13 protein-coding genes are annotated in these 15,863 nt (G+C 69.6%); 8 read left to right on the plus strand and 5 right to left on the minus strand.

Annotated elements, in window-relative coordinates; translation table 11 throughout:
• The first annotated feature begins 83 nt into the window (after window positions 1-83).
• Genes ACIBJG_RS29350 through ACIBJG_RS29375 form a run of 6 tightly spaced genes read left to right on the plus strand, consistent with a single transcriptional unit; the run spans window position 84 to window position 7,265 of the window.
• Window positions 84-1,688 carry an ABC transporter substrate-binding protein gene (locus ACIBJG_RS29350; RefSeq protein ID WP_399311970.1) on the plus strand — a complete coding sequence of 535 codons (1,605 nt, stop codon included), beginning with the start codon at window positions 84-86 and terminating at the stop codon, window positions 1,686-1,688.
• Window positions 1,689-1,702: 14 nt separating this feature from the next.
• On the plus strand, window positions 1,703-2,662 hold the full coding sequence (locus tag ACIBJG_RS29355) for an ABC transporter permease (protein WP_399311971.1): 960 nt from the start codon (window positions 1,703-1,705) through the stop codon (window positions 2,660-2,662).
• Window positions 2,659-3,588, plus strand: coding sequence for an ABC transporter permease (locus ACIBJG_RS29360; RefSeq protein ID WP_399311973.1), 930 nt, complete (start codon window positions 2,659-2,661; stop codon window positions 3,586-3,588). Before ACIBJG_RS29355 ends, ACIBJG_RS29360 begins: the two co-directional genes overlap by 4 nt.
• Window positions 3,585-5,378, plus strand: a complete 1,794-nt coding sequence (locus tag ACIBJG_RS29365) for a dipeptide ABC transporter ATP-binding protein (RefSeq protein WP_399311975.1) — start codon at window positions 3,585-3,587, stop codon at window positions 5,376-5,378. The genes ACIBJG_RS29360 and ACIBJG_RS29365 overlap by 4 nt, the downstream gene beginning before the upstream one ends.
• Window positions 5,369-6,421 (plus strand): LLM class flavin-dependent oxidoreductase, encoded by a 1,053-nt coding sequence (locus ACIBJG_RS29370; protein WP_399311976.1) that lies wholly within the window; start codon window positions 5,369-5,371, stop codon window positions 6,419-6,421. Before ACIBJG_RS29365 ends, ACIBJG_RS29370 begins: the two co-directional genes overlap by 10 nt.
• On the plus strand, window positions 6,414-7,265 hold the full coding sequence (locus tag ACIBJG_RS29375) for a sulfurtransferase (protein ID WP_399311978.1): 852 nt from the start codon (window positions 6,414-6,416) through the stop codon (window positions 7,263-7,265). Before ACIBJG_RS29370 ends, ACIBJG_RS29375 begins: the two co-directional genes overlap by 8 nt.
• 78 nt (window positions 7,266-7,343) lie before the next feature.
• On the opposite strand, the gene ACIBJG_RS29380 is transcribed toward ACIBJG_RS29375, so the two are convergent.
• On the minus strand, window positions 7,344-8,921 hold the full coding sequence (locus ACIBJG_RS29380; RefSeq protein WP_399311980.1) for an LLM class flavin-dependent oxidoreductase: 1,578 nt from the start codon (window positions 8,919-8,921) through the stop codon (window positions 7,344-7,346).
• A 12-nt stretch (window positions 8,922-8,933) separates the two neighbouring features.
• A complete protein-coding gene (locus ACIBJG_RS29385) occupies window positions 8,934-10,412 on the minus strand; it encodes an MFS transporter (protein WP_399311982.1) in 1,479 nt (492 codons plus the stop codon).
• 149 nt (window positions 10,413-10,561) lie between these two features.
• Between ACIBJG_RS29385 and ACIBJG_RS29390 the strand changes: the two genes are divergently transcribed.
• Window positions 10,562-11,065, plus strand: coding sequence for a MarR family winged helix-turn-helix transcriptional regulator (locus tag ACIBJG_RS29390; protein WP_399311983.1), 504 nt, complete (start codon window positions 10,562-10,564; stop codon window positions 11,063-11,065).
• A 325-nt stretch (window positions 11,066-11,390) separates the two neighbouring features.
• Window positions 11,391-12,098, plus strand: a complete 708-nt coding sequence (locus tag ACIBJG_RS29395) for a response regulator transcription factor (RefSeq protein WP_399311985.1) — start codon at window positions 11,391-11,393, stop codon at window positions 12,096-12,098.
• 473 nt (window positions 12,099-12,571) lie between these two features.
• On the opposite strand, the gene ACIBJG_RS29400 is transcribed toward ACIBJG_RS29395, so the two are convergent.
• The 3 genes from ACIBJG_RS29400 to ACIBJG_RS29410 are packed head-to-tail and all read right to left on the minus strand — an operon-like array spanning window position 12,572 to window position 15,862.
• On the minus strand, window positions 12,572-13,930 hold the full coding sequence (locus ACIBJG_RS29400) for a GH1 family beta-glucosidase (protein WP_399311987.1): 1,359 nt from the start codon (window positions 13,928-13,930) through the stop codon (window positions 12,572-12,574).
• Between the two features lie 20 nt (window positions 13,931-13,950).
• A complete protein-coding gene (locus ACIBJG_RS29405) occupies window positions 13,951-14,859 on the minus strand; it encodes a carbohydrate ABC transporter permease (protein WP_399311989.1) in 909 nt (302 codons plus the stop codon).
• Window positions 14,852-15,862 (minus strand): carbohydrate ABC transporter permease, encoded by a 1,011-nt coding sequence (locus ACIBJG_RS29410; RefSeq protein ID WP_399311992.1) that lies wholly within the window; start codon window positions 15,860-15,862, stop codon window positions 14,852-14,854. Before ACIBJG_RS29410 ends, ACIBJG_RS29405 begins: the two co-directional genes overlap by 8 nt.
• Window position 15,863: the final 1 nt, after the last annotated feature.

Below are 15,863 nucleotides of genomic sequence, written 5' to 3' on the forward strand. Positions count from 1 at the left end.
ACAGGCGGCTCACAACCCTCCCCCCTCCGAGCTCGCCACCCCCCGCACGCCCGCACCACAGCACATTCCAGAGAGGTCCTCAGATGTCCACAAGAACCATCGGCTCGCGTCCTCGGCTTCGTCTCGCGATCGCACTGCTCGCGGTCGTCCTGCCCGTCGCGGCCTGTTCGGGCGAGGGGGCCGACTCAGGTGGCAGGAGCGGCGGCGCACCGCGTGACGGCGGCACGCTGCTGGTCGGCAGCGAGGCGGACCCGAGCTGCCTGGACCCGCAGCAGACCGGGCAGTTCGGCGCGGTGGACATCTCCCGTTCCCTCGTGGACGGGCTCACCTCCCAGGACCCGAAGACCGGCAAGATCGTGCCCTGGCTGGCGAAGTCCTTCACCACCAGCGCCGACGGCAGCGCCTTCACCTTCGTCCTGCGTGACGGAGCCACCTTCAGCGACGGCAAGCCCGTCGACGCGGCGGCGGTGAAGACTACGTTCGACAACCTGGTGAAGCTGCCGGCGAACGGTGCCCCCAGCTATCTGATCGGCTACAAGGGCACCACCGTCACCGACGCGCACCGGCTCACGGTGACGTTCGCCTCGGCCAACGCCCAGTTCCTCCAGGCGACATCGACCGCCGGACTCGGCATTCTGTCGCCCGCGACCTTCACGGCCTCGGCCGCTGAGCGCTGCCGCGGAGCGTTCATCGGTTCCGGTCCGTACGTCCTGGACCACTACACCACCGACCAGGAAGTCGTCCTGAAGAAGCGCAAGGAATACGCCTGGCCGTCCTCCATCGCCACGAACAAGGGAGCGGCGCACCTCGACGAGGTGAAGTTCTCCTTCATCCCGGAGGGCGGGGCCCGCACCGGCGCCCTCACCTCCGGACAGGTCCAGATCGCCAAGGCCCTTCAGCCCACCGACGAGGCCCAGTTCAAGGGCAACGGCTTCAGAGTCCTGTCGGCGCCGGGCCCCGGCCTCGTGCCACCGCTCTCCCTCAACCACAAGGGGATACTCGCCGACTACAAGGTCCGTGCGGCACTGCTCAAGGGCGTTGACAGGCAGGAGCTCGTGGACTCCGTCTTCAGCTCCTCCTACAAGCCGGCCACCAGTGTCCTGTCCTCGGGCACCCCGTACTACAAGGATTTCTCGGACAGGCTTCGCTATGACCCGGAGGGCGCCAAATCCCTCCTCGACAGTGCTGGTTGGAAGCCCGGCAAGGACGGCATCCGGGTGAAGGACGGCAAGCCGCTCGCCCTCACCTGGCTGATACCCGCGCCGATGCCACCCGCCGACGAGGCCGTGCAGCAGCAGCTCCGCAAGATCGGCGTCGACGTGAAGCTGAGGCCCGTCGCACCGCCCGTCTATGTCGAACAGCAGCAGAAGGGGCAGTTCGACCTGACTGCCGTCGGTGTGACCCGCGCCGATCCCGACGTCCTGCGCAACATCTTCTACAGCAAGGGTGACAATCTCTGGCACCTGCCGGCCGGAAAGCTGGACACCTATCTGGAGCAGCAGGCCCTGGCGACCGACGCGAAGACCCGCCAGACCGCTGTGACCAACGCGGTCGAGTGGATCCTCGACCACGCCGACACCGTTCCGCTGTACGAGGGTGCCCAGGTCCACGGCGTGTCCGACAAGGTGCAGGGCTTCGGGCTCGATGCCTCCAACCGGCTCGACCTGCACGACGCCTGGCTCGGCTGAGGGAAGGGACACCTGTGCACACGGCCCTGTACGCGGTCACCCGGACGTTGCGCGCGTTGTTCGTCGTCTGGGCCGCGTTCACGCTCACCTTCGTCGCGCTGCGTCTGCTGCCCGGAGATCCGGTGGCACTCATGCTGAGCGGACGCGGCGGCTTCGCCGGGCTGACGCCCGAGCAGATCGCCGGAACACGGGCGGAACTCGGCTTCGACCGTCCGCTGATCACCCAGTACGGATCGGCGCTCGCCGACGCGGTACACGGTGACTTCGGCGCGTCCCTCCAGAGCGGACAGCCCGTCTCCCGCATGATCACCGACGCGATGTCGCCGACACTTCAGATCGGCAGCCTCGCGTTGGTGCTCGCGCTGGCCATCGGCACCCTGATCGGGGTGGCAGCCAACCTCACCGCAAGCCCGACGCTCCGTCAGATCCTGCGCTCCATACCGCCCTTCGCCGTGTCGATGCCGTCGTTCTGGGTCGGGCTCATCCTGATCCAGCTGCTGTCCTTCCAGTGTCACCTCTTTCCCTCACTCGGGAACAGCGGTGTGCAAAGCATGATCCTTCCCGCCTGCACCATGGCGATCCCGGGGTCCGCACTGGTGGCGCAGGTGCTCGGCAAGAGCCTGCACACCACCCTGCAGGAACCGTACGCCGACACCGTCCGGGCCACCGGGGCGGGCAGGGCCCGGCTGCTGTTCGGGCACGGGCTGCGCAACGCGGCCATCCCGGCCGTGACGGTGGTCGGTCTGCTCGTCGGGTACCTGATCGGCGGCGCCGTCGTCGTCGAGACGGTGTTCTCCCGTCCCGGCATGGGCCGCATCACCCAGTCCGCCGTCTCGGCCCAGGACCTGCCCGTCGTCCAGGGTGTCGTGGTCGTCGCGGCCCTCGCCTTCGCGGTGGTGAATCTGCTGATCGACCTGGTGTACCCGGTGCTCGATCCCAGAATCCGCTCCACGGGACGGCTGGTGACCACATGACGAACCTGACGAAGACACCCGTCGCCCCCGGCCCGGAGCCTGCGCCGGAGCCCGGACCCGCGCAGGTCAGGGACGAGCGGCAACTCACCCGGGAGCCCGCGCGGATCCGGCGCATACTGGCCGCGCCGCTGCGCTCGCCCGGCGTCACGCTCTCCGCCCTCGTGCTCCTGCTGGTCCTCGGCTGGGCCCTCGTACCCGAGTGGTTCACCGACCGCAGCCCGCTCACCGGGGTCCCGGGGGAGCGGTTCCAGCCGCCCGGCACCGAGCATCTCTTCGGGACCGACCAGCTGGGCCGCGACATCTATGCGCGCGTGGTGCACGGCGCGTCCCTGTCGCTGCGCGCCACCGTCGCCGCCATCCTGATCGCACTGGGGGGCGGGGTGGTGCTCGGTCTGGTCGCCGGCTTCTTCGGCCACTGGACGGACACCGTCATCATGCGGATCGTCGAAGTCATGCTGTCGGTGCCGCCGATGCTGCTGTCGCTCACCATCATCACCGCGCTCGGCTTCGGGACCGGACAGGTGGCCATCGCCATCGGCGTGACCAGCGTCGCCGCCTTCGCCCGTGTCATGCGCGCCGAAGTGCTACGGGTGCGGACGGCGCCGTACGTCGAGGCGGCGATCCTCTGCGGCACCCGATGGTGGCGCATCCTGCCCCGCTACATCCTTCCCGCGGCGATCGGCCCCGTACTGGCCCTGGCCGCCCTCGACTTCGGACTGGTGGTCCTCGCCATCTCCAGCCTCAGCTTCCTCGGGTACGGGGAACCGCCACCGGCCCCCGAGTGGGGGTCCCTGGTCGCCGAAGGGCGCAACTACCTGGCCACCTCCTGGTGGTTGACCACCTTGCCCAGTCTCACCGTGACCGTCGTCGTACTCGCGGCCAACCGGCTCTCAAGGGTGCTGGAAGCAGAAGGGAGGAACCGGTGAACGTGGTGAACCCGGCTCCCCGAGAAGTGGCGCCGGCCGAAGGGACCGACACCCCGCTGCTGGCCGTTCAGGGCCTGCGGATCGGCTACCGCACTGCCGGCGGCACCCATATCGCCGTCGACGGACTCGACCTGACGGCCGCCGCAGGCCGGATCACCGCTGTCGTGGGCGAGTCCGGCTCGGGAAAGAGCAGTACGGCCCACGCACTGATCGGACTGCTGCCCGCGGGCGGTTCGGTGCTGGGCGGCTCGGTCCGCCTCCAGGGCGAGGAGCTGACCGGACTCGGCGAGCGTGCGTGGAGGGAGGTGCGCGGGCGCCGCGTCGGACTGATCCCGCAGGACCCAGGCGTCTGCCTCGACCCCGTCAAACCCGTCGGCAGTCAGGTCGCCGAGGTGCTGCGTGTCCACGGTCTGGCAACACGCCGGGACGCCGCGGCCATGGCCGTCGACCTGCTGGCCGAGGCCGGGCTGGCGGACCCGGCACAACGGGCCCGCCAGTATCCGCACGAGCTTTCCGGAGGCATGCGCCAGCGTGTACTCATCGCCATCGCCACCGCCGCCCGGCCGCGGCTGCTGGTGGCCGACGAACCCACGTCGGCACTGGATGTCACGGTGCAGCGGCAGATCCTCGACCACCTCCAGGGCATGGTGACCACCACCGGGACCGCGATGCTCCTGGTCACCCACGACCTTGCGGTGGTCGCCGACCGTGCCCAGCAGGTGGTGGTGATGTCGCAGGCCCGCGTGGTGGAAGCGGGCCCCGCGGAACAGGTGCTCAACGATCCCCAGCACCCCTATACGCGCAGGCTGCTGGCCGACGCACCCACCATCGCCGCGCGCGCACCGCGCCGACACGGCACCGACGGCACCGGTCCGGCGAACGCGCCACGCGACGCCACGGACCCGGCAGGCAGGGCAGGCACGGTGAACACGGCGGGCGTGGCGGCGCCGGCCGGCAGGGCAGGCACATCGGTCCCGCTGCTTCGGGTGACCGGGCTGACCCGCGCCTTCCCCGTCCGGGGCGCCGCACTGTCCCGGCGCCGCTCGCGCACAGCGGTGGACGGTGTCGGATTCGAGCTGGACAGGGGCGAAACACTGGGCCTCGTCGGCGAATCCGGCTCCGGCAAGTCGACCACCGCGCGCATGATCCTCGGCCTGGAACGGGCCGACAGCGGCACGGTCCTGCTGGACGGCGCCGACGTCACCACCGTCCGGGGAGCCGCCCGCCGCGCCCTGCACCGCCGCATCCAGGTCGTCTACCAGAACCCCTACGCCTCGCTGAACCCGCGCTTCACCGTCGAGGAGCTGCTCACCGAGCCGCTGCGCAACCACCACATCGGCGCCAGGGAGGAGTGGGGCGGGACCGTGCGGCGTCTTCTGGACGACGTGGCGCTGCCCGCGGGAACCGAGCGTCGCAAGGCTGCCGAACTGTCCGGCGGTCAGCGCCAACGTGTGGCCATCGCCCGTGCGCTCGCCCTCGGGCCCGAACTCCTGGTCTGCGACGAACCGGTCTCCGCACTCGACGTGACCGTGCAGGCCCGCATCCTGGAACTGCTCATCGGCCTCCAGGAGCGGCACGGCCTGAGCTATCTGTTCATCTCCCACGACCTGGCGGTCGTCGCCCAGGTCAGTGACCGGATCGCCGTCATGCGCGACGGCCGGATCGTGGAGAGCGGCCCGGCAGACGAGCTGTTGCGTTCACCGAACCATCCCTACACCGAAGAACTGCTGGCCGCCGTACCCGGCGACCGACGTATCAACAGCGCGACGGAGGAAACCCCATGGAGCTAGGGCTCATCACGTTCGGCAGCCTTCTCCCCGACCCGCTCACCGGCGAGACCCTCACCCAACAGCAACGCCTGCGGGACGTGGTACGTGCCGCAACCGAGGCGGAGGAGGAAGGCTTCGCCTGGTACACCATCGGTGAACACCACTTCGGTGAGCGGGACGTGATCTCCTCGCCCGCGCTGGTGCTGGCCGCGATAGCCGAGCACACGTCGACGATCCGGCTCGCCACCGGCACCACACTCGTCGCCAACCGCGATCCGGTTCTGGTCGCCGAGGACTACGCCCTGGTCGACCTGTTGTCCGGGGGCCGACTGGAACTCATGGCCGGCGGCTCCTTCTTCCCCGAGCCGTACGCGGTGTTCGGCCAGGCCCCGGAGTCGAAAGCGGCGCGCAAGCGTGAGAACACCGAGCTGCTGTTGCGGCTCTGGACCGAGGAACGCGTCACCTGGCAGGGTGAGTTCCGGCCGCCGCTGAGCGAAGTCACCGTCCAGCCCCGACCGCTCCAGTCCCGGCCGCCGTTCTGGATCAGCGGCGGCGTCGGGCTGGAGTCCGTACATCTCGCCGTCGACCACGGACTGCCGCTGGTGGTGGGCACCACCGCCCGTGAACCGGGCACGTTCGCCCCGGTCTTCGAGTCCTATCGCACCTTGTGGAGCGAGAGCGGACACACCGACCCGCCCGGCCGGCTGGGCGCTGCCAGCCATGTCTTCGTCGCCGAATCGTCCCAGCGTGCACGCTCGTTGTGGGCCTCGTACATGAACAACTACCTGACGGTGAAGAAGCCGGGCAACACGCACTTCTCCACCCCACCGGACTTCGACACCTACATCGGCCCCAGCGGGCCCGCGATCTGCGGCAGTCCCGCCGAGGTCGTCGACAAACTGGGCAGGCTGCACGAGCTGTGGGGCCACGATCTGCATCTGCTCGCCATCGATGTGGGCGGCATCCCCTACGCCCAGGTGCAGGCGGCCACCGAACTCACCGCCGCCGAAGTGCTGCCCCACGTCGCGGCACTCGGATCGAGGACGGTGGCAGCCGGTGCCTGACAAGGACGGTGGCGAAGCCACCCTGCCGCCCGTGGTCGACGCCGCATGGGTGCGTGAACACCGCGAAAGCCTCGTACTCGTCGATGTGCGATGGTTCCTGGACGGCCGCAGCGGGCACGACGCCTATCTCGCCGGACATCTGCCCGGCGCGGTCTGGGCCGATGTCGACACCGTGCTTTCCGCGCCGCCGGACGCGAGGGACGGGCGGCACCCGTTGCCCCACCCGGCCGACTTCGCACGGGAGCTCGGCGCGCTCGGCATCGGGGACGGTACGACCGTGGTTGCCTACGATGCCGACGGCGGTCCGTACGCCGCCCGGCTGGTGTGGCTGCTGCGCCGTACCGGACGCGTCGCCGCCCTGCTCGACGGGGGACTGGCCGGCTGGCCCGACGAGACCGAGACCGGTGGCGTGACGCTCCCCGCAGCGCGGCTGACCCCGGTGGAGTGGCCCAAGGAGGCCGTGCGGAGTGCCGACGAGGTCGCTGCGGGCGACGCCGTCGTCCTGGACGCCCGTGCCGGCGACCGGTATGCGGGTGAGACCGTACTGCCGACCGATATCCGTTCCGGCCATATCCCCGGTGCCCGCAGCGCTCCCTGGAGCGCCAACATCACGGCGGACGGGACGTTCGCCACCCCCGGACAACTGCGGGCGCACTACGCGGCGCTGGGAGTTGGCGAGGGGACGGAAGTCATCGTCTACTGCGGCAGCGGGGTCACCGCCTGTCATGACCTGCTGGCGCTGGAACACGCCGGGATCACCGGCGCTGCCCTCTATCCGGGCTCCTGGTCCGCCTGGTCGGCGGACCTCTCCCGGCCGGTGGCGACGGGACAGGAGCCCGGATAGCGCGGAAGTCCGGGGCCGGACAGGCGCATGGCCGGGACAGGCGCCCCGGACAGTGCGGGAACGGGGGCGGGACGCCGGTCACCAACCGGTGCCGAACCTCGCCATCGGCTCGATCAGTTCACTCTCCTCGTACGAAAGGTGCGACAGGAGTGTGTCCGTGAGCAGGTCCATGGCCGCCCGCAGCCCGTTGGGGCTCCTCTCCTCCCCGGCGAAGGCGACCAGCTCGCGGTCGATTCGCTCGATCACGCCCTGTATGGCGTGGTGTTCCTCGGTGAGCCGGTCGAGCACCGAGCCGAGGCGCGGATCGGAGCGGCGCAGGTACGGGAAGAGATCCTCGTCCTCCCTGGTGTGGTGCAGGGTGGTCAACCGGCAGTACGAGGCGCAGTAGGCGCCGAGCGTCCAGATGTTCTGACGCAGACCCAGCTTCTGGATCTCGGAACGGGCGTCGCCCGGGTCGCGGGTGTCGGCCAGTACCTCCCGTACCACCTCGCCCAGTCGGTCGAGATCTGTGCGCAGCTGGTCGTGCGCCGCGACCAGATTGCGGGCCGGCTCCTGTTCGGAGCGCGGATAGCGTCGGCCGGGGCCGGCGGGCGGTCCGGTGGGACGGGTCGCCTCGTCCCACAGCCGTTCGGTGGACCGGCGCACACCGGAGTCAGGTGTGGGCCGTACGGAGAGACGGTCCCCGGAAGCGGTGGCGCTCACCCGGGTCCTGGCCGGTGCGAGGGTGCCCGCCTCGGCGGTCCCTGCGGCGGGCGTGTGCCGCGGGCCCGTCGGATTCGCCGCCCGCCCACGTTCGGCGGCCACCAGCTCCCGGGTGGCGGGGGCCACCTCCGCGGCGAACACCTCGATCAGGGACGGTTGTTGGGCGGGCAGCAGGAACGCGCTCGTCCCGTGCTCCAGAGTGAGCGCCGCCAACTGCTCGGGCCAGGTGTCCGGCGCTCCCCGGGGAAAGCCGCCGACCCCCGGCGAGAGGTTGTACAGCCGGCGTACCGCCGCCGGTTCGCGGCCTGCCGCAACCGCTGCCTCGTCGACGATGCGATGCCCCGCGGCGAGGCGGGCCGGTGGTACGTGCGGAGCGCTGGGCAGCCAGCCGTCGGCCATCGACCCGGCCAGCTCAAGCATGCGGGGACCGACGGCGCCCAGCCAGATCCCGAGGGGGTGCCCGGGGGCGGGGCCGGATGAGGCGCCGTCGAGCGCGTAGTGCTTGCCGTCGAAGCGGACCCGCCGGCCCGGAGCCCACAGGGCCCGGATGACTTCGATGGCCTCGCGGGTCGCGCGGACCGCCTCGCCGGGGGTGCGGCGCGGCCCGCCGTCGGCGGCGATGGCATCCCAGTAGGACCCGGCGCCCAGGCCCAGTTCGACCCGGCCACCGCTGAGCAGGTCCAGGCCGGCCGCGGTGCGCGCCAGCACGGCGGGTGGTCGCAGCGGAAGGTTCGAGACGTTGGGGAAGACGCGCACCCGGGTGGTGGACGCGGCGATGACCGCGAGCGCCACCCAGGCGTCGAGAAGATCCGGCCGGTACGGGTGGTCCGGCACGCTGACCAGATCAAGGCCGGTCCTGTCGGCGATCCGGGCCAACGCCACCGCGTCGTCGCTGTGTCCCGCCGTCGGCACCAGGACCGTGCCGAAGAGGAGGTCGTGTCCGTAATCAGGCATGTACGCGAACTCCTAGACGGCAGGCTGGCCGCTGCTGGGTGCGGACGAGGGCGCAGGAGCGGGCGCTGCGGCTTTGCGCCACAGCTTTCCGGGTCCCGCGAGGGCGGCGATGGTGGCGACTCCCAGCGCGATCGCCGACATGACGAACGCGGTGGTGTAGCCGGACTCGGCGGGTACCAGGGTGCCGGGGATCGTCCTGGCCGCCACGAGCGACGCTGCGATCTGCGCGCCGAGCGAGCCGCCGATGGTGCGCATGATGGTGTTGATGCCGGTCGCCTCGCCGGTCTGGCTCCGGTCGACCGCGCTGACCACGAGATTGGCCAGGGCTGCGAAGGCGAAGCCGACGCCGATTCCCAGCACCGCCGATCCCGCGTACATCGCCCACTCGGTGTCGTGCGCGGCGGCGTAGATGACGAAGCCGACCATCCCGATCAGGCACGCCAGCACCAGCGGCAGCTTCCAGCCCAGGGCCGCGCCGATCCGTCCGGCGAGCGGACTGGCGATCAGCATGGTCACCGCCATCGGCACCATGAAGAGACCGGACTCGGTCACGGAGGCGCCGAAACCGTACCCGGCCTTCGACGGGGTCTGGGCGAGCAGCGGTACGAGGGTGAAGGCGCCGTACATGCCGAACCCGATGATGAGTGCGGTGATGTGGCTGGTCAGCACGGCAGGCCTGCGCAGCAGCTTCATGTCGATGAGGGGTTCGCGCACCTTGTTCTCGACGTAGGCGAACACCACGAGGAGCACGACGGCTGCGACGAACAGGCCGATGACGCCGCCCGATGCCCAGCCCCACGACTTGCCTTCACTGATGGCGAGCAGCAGCGCCACGACGCCGCCACTCAGCAGCACCACACCCGTCCAGTCGATACGGCCGGGGGAGCGGACCGAGGATTCCTCGATGAACGCGGCGACGGCCGCGATGCCCAGCAGGATCACGATCAGGCCCAGCCAGAAGATCCAGTGCCAGTTGAGGGCGTCCACGATCGGGCCGGGAACGACCAGACCGATTCCGAAGCCGATGCCGAACGTGGAGGAGATCAGCCCGATCGCCACCGGGACCCGCTCGCGCGGGAACTGATCGCGCACGATGCCGAACGCCAGGGGGAAGGCGGCCGATCCGACACCCTGCACCGCGCGGGCCGTGATCAGCAGGGGCAGTGAGTTGGACAGGGCGGCCAGCAGGGTGCCCGCGGCGAAGACGCCGAGGCTGGCGATCAGCACCCGGCGCTTGCCGAACATGTCGCCGACCCGCCCCAGCAGCGCCGTGGCCACCGAGGCGGTGAGCAGGAAGGAGCTGAGCACCCAGGAGACGCCGGTGGTGGAGGCGTCGAACTCACGCTTGAGGTCGGGCAGCGCCGGCACGACCATCGTCTGCATCAGCGAGAAGGACAGTACGGCGAGGAGGAGGGCGGCGAAGGGGGCAGCGGTGCCGCCCCCTTCGCCGGTGGCCGGGGCCTGGGCCTGCGAAGTGGGTGTGTCGGTCATGGAACGGTCCTCCGGAAAGTGGGCGCCGCCGTGCGCAGTCCAGGAATGCGGGCCAGGAACGCGAGGAGAGCGCCGAACTGGTATCGCCAGGGAATCATTCCATCATGTCATCGTTACGTCCAGCCACTGTATTCCGGTATCGTGGACGCATGAGCGAAACCCCTGAAAGCGGTCCGGGCGCCCCGGCCGGTCCGGCGCAGGCGGAGTCGGCGCCCCGGCCGCCGAGCCTGCTGGCGCTGCCCTCGTACCTCGCCGGTCATGCGGCGCGTATCGGGCACGATGCCCTGGTGGAGGCGGTGGGCAGGAACGGGCTGCGGTTGCCGCACTTCGCGGCCCTGACCGCACTGTCGGACTTCGGTCCGCTGCCCCAGCACGTGCTGGCTGACCGGCTCGGATTCCAGCGCAGCCATCTCGGGGGCTATCTCGACGTGATCGAGGAGCGGGGTCTGGTGCGCCGGACCCGGGACCAGGCCGACCGGCGCCGTCAGTTGGTCGAGCTCACCGACGAGGGGGTGGCGCTCCAGCACCGGCTGTGGCTGGTGGCCGAGCAGTCGCAGGACTCCTTCCTCGGCTGCTTCACCCAGGCTGAGCGGCGGACTCTGACGACGCTCCTGCGCAGGCTGGTGGACGCGGACGACCGGGCACGCGCCTGAGGCGGCACCCGGGTCGCCGACGGATCGACGCTCGAACGAGGGGCGGATCGGTAATGCTGCGCGAAACAGGAGGAATGAATTGCGGAAAGCCACTCGCCTGATCTCGGTGATTGAATACCGCTTCATGTGACTGCAACAGTGGATTCACAGAAAGAACCTTGAATTCAGTACCCCCGGGTTTGTATGTTTGTGCTCAAGTTCCGCTTCGTGCAACGAACGTGACCTGCCGGGGGAGAGCATGATGCAACGATCATCAGAGGTCCTGTCGAGGGCTCTCCTACCCGTTCAGCAGGGCGAAGCGAGGCCGGCGCCGTTACAGCGGGCGGTGACCGAACTGTTGCCGGGCACGTTGCACGCGGGAATACCCGTATCCGGTGGTTGGCGCATTCTGATTGTCGAGAGTGACGCCTCCGACGCCTGTGCGCTGGAGGACGGGCTGCGACGGCACGGCCATGAGGTGGCCGCTGTGGACCGGGGCAGTGTGGCCCTGGAAGCCCACGAGGGCGTGGATCTCGTCCTGCTGGATCTCGAACTTCCTGACCTGGACGGCCTGGAGGTGTGCAAGGCCATCCGCACGGTGAGCTGCATCCCCATCATCATCGTCACCGCTCGCGGCTCGGAGCTGGACCGCGTGCTCGGCCTCCAGGCCGGTGCGGACGACTACCTGGTCAAGCCGTACGGGTTCCGCGAGCTGATGGCTCGCGTCGAGGCCGTCATGCGACGGGTGCGCACACAGCGCCGACTGGGGCACGCGATCGACCGTGGCCCGCTGCACATCGACGTGAACTCGCGTGAAGTCAGTGTGGACGGCAGGGACGTGGGGCTGACCCGCAAGGAGTTCGACCTTCTCTGCCTGCTCGCTTCACATCCGGACACCGTGATATCGCGCAAGCGGCTGTTGCAGCAGGTGTGGGACGACTCGTGGTCCCGGCGGACCGTGGACACCCACGTCAGCAGCCTCCGCGGGAAACTCGGTGGAAGCAGCTGGATCATCACCGTGCGCGGTGTGGGTTTCAAGCTGGGAAGCGCCTGAATTCCCGATTTCCGCGTCCCCGGATCGGTTCGGGGCGGACTCCCGTGGAGATCGGTGGCATGGCCAATTCGCTGTTCGGGAACCTCATGATCAAGGGCTGTCCCGCAATTCCTGGTGGATCAGCGCGCGGCGTCAGATGCGGTGCATCGCAAGGCGGAGAGGCGCCCGCATACTGGATGTATTCGGGCGTTTCGACAACGCGGCGAGGTGCCGTAGCTGTCGTCGTGCGCCCGCCAGGAATTGCGGGACAGCCCTTAGCCCGCACTTCCCGCGGTGGCGGATGACGGGCGAATCGGCGCAGACCCGACAGTCGGCGGGACAGATCGAACCGACGGACGACGAGTCCGCCGCTCCATCCGCTGCCGCGGGCAGCGCGGAACCTCCGGCCGCGGGCAGCGCGGAACCTCCGGCGGCGGCGGTAGTCCGCCGCGGCCGGAGGCTGCTGGGTGGCCCCGTTACCCCGTTCCGGGAGGTCAGGCGGCCCGCCGCGGGCGGCTTGCCCCCGCTTCGCGGATCAGCTCGGCGTACCGCCGGCCGCTGCTCTTGACGGTGCGGCGCTGCGTCGCGTAGTCGACGTGAACCAGGCCGAACCGCTTGTCGTAGCCGTACGCCCACTCGAAGTTGTCCAGGAGCGACCAGGCGAAGTAGCCGGCGAGCGGGACGCCCTTGCGGACGGCGCGGGCGCAGGCGGCCAGGTGCTCCTCCAGGTACTGGGTCCGCTCCGGGTCGTGCACCGAACCGTCGGCGAGGACGACGTCCTGGTATGCGGCGCCGTTCTCGGTGACGTAGAGGCGCTGGACGCCGTACTCCTCCGTCAGGCGCAGGAGGAGCTGCTCCAGGCCCTGCGCGTGGACCTCCCAGTCCATGTGGGTGTGGCGGGAGCCGGGCAGGTAGACCTGCTTGGCGTGCGGGACGGGGCCGGTCGCGTCGGCGGTGACCACCTGGCGGAAGTAGTAGTTCACGCCCATCCAGTCGAGCGGCGCCGAGATGAGCTCCATGTCGCCGTCCTGGACCGGGAGTTCGACTCCGTACAGGTCGACCATGTCCTGCGGGTAGCCGCGCCCCAGGATCGGGTCGAGCCACCAGCGGTTGATGTGGCCGTCCCCGCGGACCGCGGCGGCCCGGTCCGCCTCGCGGTCGGTGGCGGCCTCCACCGGGCTGAGGTTGTTGACGATGCCGACGCGGGCGTCCGGGGACGCGGCGCGGATCGCCTGCACCGCGAGGCCGTGGCCCAGGTGCAGGTGGTACGAGGCGCGGACGGCGGCGGTCAGGTCGGTGAGGCCGGGCGCCATCGTGCCCTCCAGATGACCGATCCAGGCCGAGCAGAGCGGCTCGTTGAGCGTCGCCCAGTCCTTGACCCGGTCCCCGAGGCGGTCCACGACGACCGAGGTGTACGCGGCGAAGTGCTCCGCGGTCTCGCGGACCGTCCAGCCGCCCCGGTCCTGGAGCGCCTGCGGGAGGTCCCAGTGGTAGAGCGTGGCGAACGGCGTGATCCCGGCGTCCAGGAGCCCGTCCACCAGCCGGTCGTAGAAGTCGAGACCGGCCTCGTTGACCGGGCCGTCGCCGCCCGGGACGATCCGCGGCCAGGCGAGTGAGAAGCGGTACGCGCCCGCCCCCACCTCCTTGATCAGGGCGATGTCCTCCGGCATCCGGTGGTAGTGGTCGCAGGCCACATCGCCGGTGTCGCCGCCGGCCACCTTTCCCGAGGTGTGGGAGAACGTGTCCCAGATCGAGGGGGCGCGGCCGTCCTCGGCCACGGCTCCCTCGATCTGGTACGCGGCTGTGGCGACGCCCCAGGTGAAGCCGGCCGGGAGGGCGCTGAGGTCGTTCACGGACTTCCTTTCCGACGTGGTCACTTGACGGCTCCCGCGGTGAGGCCGGCGACGAGGTAGCGCTGGAGGAGCAGGAAGCCCGCGACGATCGGCACACTGACGACGAGCGAGGCGGCCATGACCTGGTTCCAGTACACGTCGTTCTGCGTGGCGTAGCCCTGGAGCCCGACGGCGAGTGTGCGGGTGGTGTCGTTGGTCATGACGGAGGCGAAGAGGACCTCGCCCCAGGCCGTCATGAAGGCGTACACGGCGACGGCGACGATGCCGGGTACCGCGGCCGGCACGACGACCCGGAACAGGGCGCCGAGCGGCCCGCAGCCGTCGACGAGCGCGGCCTCGTCCAGATCCCTCGGGATCGAGTCGAAGTACCCGATGAGCATCCAGATGGAGAACGGCAGCGAGAACGTCAGATACGTCAGGATCAGTCCGCCGCGCGAGCCGTACAACGCGATGCCGGTGCTGTTCCCGATGTTGACGAAGATGAGGAACAGAGGGAGCAGGAAGAGGATGCCGGGGAACATCTGGGTCGAGAGCACCGTGACGGTGAACACGCGCTTGCCGCGGAACTTGTAGCGGCTCACGGCGTACGCGGAGAACACCGCGATGATCACCGAAAGGACCGTCGCCGAACCCGCCACCACCAGCGAGTTGACGAAGTACCGGGCGAGCGGGACGGTGTCCCAGATGTCGAGGTACGGCTTGACGGTCAGCCCGGACGGGATCCAGTGGAACTTCCCCGAGACGTCCTGGAGCGGCTTGAGGGAGCTGCTGATCATCACGTACACGGGCAGCAGGACGAAGGCGGTCAGGAAGGCCAGGATGATGCGGCGGGTCCAGAGGAAGGACTGGGGCGCGGCCATCGGCGACCGGGACCGCGATCTTGATTTCGCCGCTCTGGACAGTGCGGCCGGCTGGGCATGGCTAGGCATCTGCACCCTTCCTTCCGCGCGAGGTGATGAGGAGGTAGACGGCCGTCACGACCAGCAGGAACAGCAGCAGGAGCACGGACATCGCGGATCCGGTGCCGAAGTTCCAGGTGACGAACGACGACTGGTAGATATGGATCGAGATGAGGTCCGCGCTCGAAGGTGCCGCCTTGCCGAACAGCACGTACGGGGTGTTGAAGTCGTTGAACGTCCAGAGGAACAGGACGAGCACCAGGACCTGGTTGACCGGGCGCAGCGACGGCAGCGTGATCTTGCGGATCTGCTGCCAGATGCCGGCGCCGTCGATCGCTGAGGCTTCGTACAGCTCGCGCGGGATGTTCTGCAGCCCCGCCATCACGATGAGGAAGGCGAACGGCCAGCCCTTCCAGACCGAGACGACGATCAGCGCGTAGATGCTGTTGTCGCCGATCAGCCAGAACGACGGCTGGTCGGTCAGCCCGAGCTGGTCGTGGAGGACGTGGTTCACCAGGCCGTTGTCCCGCTGGAACATGAACGCCCAGGTGATGACGGCCGCGTAGACCGGCAGGGCGTACGGGACGAGGAAGATCGCCCGAAGGAATCCGCGGCCGCGGAAGTTCTCCTGGAGCATGATCGCCGCCGTGACACCGAACAGCCACGCCAGGCCGACGGCGAAGAACGTGAAGACGCAGGTGACGAAGAACGAGTGGAGCAGCGCCTCGCCGATCGGGGCGTTGAAATCGACGGCGATCCTGTAGTTGTCGAGGCCGGTCCAGGGCGCTGCGCCCCAGTTGCCGATGAAGAACTGAGTGAGCCGGCGGAAGCTCATCACGATTCCGATGATCATCGGAATCACATGGATGAGAAGTTCGAGCAGGACGGCCGGCAGGAGCAGGAGATAGGGCAGTCCGCCCTGGCGGATCCGGTCGGGGATGCGCGGCAGTCTCCTGCGCGCACCCCCGGTGCCCCGGCTCGTCACCCTGTCCGACTTTTCGGTTCGGCTGTCGGTGGTCACGGTGGCGGTCATG

The sequence above is a fragment of the Streptomyces sp. NPDC050422 genome (assembly GCF_044458665.1).
Lineage (GTDB): Bacteria > Actinomycetota > Actinomycetes > Streptomycetales > Streptomycetaceae > Streptomyces.